General features: G+C 41.3%; 1 protein-coding gene and 1 pseudogene. Both read right to left on the bottom strand.

Annotation, left to right across the window (positions count from 1 at the left end; translation table 11 throughout):
• Positions 1-48 precede the first annotated feature (48 nt).
• A pseudogene (locus AAE02nite_RS26050) lies at positions 49-936 on the bottom strand (IS3 family transposase); the annotation flags it as partial.
• Positions 937-956: 20 nt separating this feature from the next.
• On the bottom strand, positions 957-1,343 hold the full coding sequence (locus AAE02nite_RS26045; protein WP_146905837.1) for a hypothetical protein: 387 nt from the start codon (positions 1,341-1,343) through the stop codon (positions 957-959).
• Positions 1,344-1,384 lie beyond the last annotated feature (41 nt).

Below are 1,384 nucleotides of genomic sequence, written 5' to 3'. Positions count from 1 at the left end.
GGTAGGTTCCTGAAAATACTTTACAGGTTATACGGTCAAAGGACTATTTTATATATGTGCCAACCGGTCTTTATTCATATTCATTTTTCCATCATATTTTCGCCAACGCTTTTTTAAGAGACCATGCTGTTGGTGAGCTAGGTTGGGTGTCAGGTAATCACAAGAAGCATGGGGGCGCAAGGTATTATAAGCTTGTATGCTCCTGGCTATAGCAGCTCTGGCCTGTTCAAAAGTAAGAAAGGCCCGACAATTGAATTCTTCTTTAATGGTTCTGTTAATGCGTTCGGCAATGGCATTTTCTCCCGGGTCTCCCTGATTGGTCATACTGATTTGAATTTTATGGGAGGAGAGTAACTTGATATAATTTTGGCAGCAATACTGTATGCCGCGGTCGGAATGATGAATCAAGCTTTCTTTTCCCTTTTGTAACGTTTTAACGGCCATTTCTAAGGCTCTCAAAGGTCCTGTGGCATGCAATGTTTCCGCCACCGCCCAACCTACAATTTTATGGGAATAGGCATCTGTGATTAAACTTAAATAGCTAAAATCATTCCCCATTCTGATGTAAGTAATATCGCTTACCCATAGCTGGTTGGGACGGCTAACTATCAATTCTTTCACCAAGTTTACATACTTGTAAAAAGGATGCTGGGAATTAGTCGTTTTTGCTCGTTTGCGCCGCTTAGTGCGAAGTAAATGGTGCTCCCGGAGCAAGTCATAAAGCTTATCCCGTCCTAGTTTTATCTGATGTTCAGCAAAGAAGTCCGTTAATAAATGGTGCAGCTTATTTGTACCAATGCCTGGTAGTTGCTGACGAATCTTCATTACCTGCTCTAAAATAGCCATTTGATGGACCTCATTTTTATCCTGCTGCCATGATTGCTCATAATAAGCTTGCCGGGATTTTCCAAACAATCCGCACAGTTTCCCTAAGCCGACTAACGGGTACTGCGTGTTTAACTCCTGGACCGTTTGGAACCATACTTTTTTCTGATTTCTATCTTATACTGTTGCTCAGCTACTTTAATCATGGTCTCTAAAGCGGTATTTTGCAGCTTTAGTTGTGCTAGCTGCGCTTGCGCTTCGGCAAGTTCTTGCTTTAACTGTTCAACTGTTGTCTGGGATGGCTTCATGAGAAAAGAGGGTTTTGGGCGATAATACTTTAACAGCCTGGTTTGGTAGTACCAGCGATTCCAATCCTGTAAGAGGGATACCGAAACCTGGTATTGCTTGGTGGCTTGTTGAATGGTAAGCATACCAGAACGAATTTCTTCAACGATCTTTCTTTTCTTTAAAGACGAAAATGCTTCTTTTGCGTTACCTTTTAATTTCCTTTTATTCATAGCTTTATACATGTGGTGTAAAGCTATTTCAGGAGTTTACC

It is taken from the genome of Adhaeribacter aerolatus (assembly GCF_007991635.1).
Taxonomy (GTDB): Bacteria; Bacteroidota; Bacteroidia; order Cytophagales; family Hymenobacteraceae; genus Adhaeribacter; species Adhaeribacter aerolatus.
The sequence above is the reverse complement of the archived record's forward strand: the minus strand, read 5'-3'. Positions and strand labels throughout refer to the sequence as shown.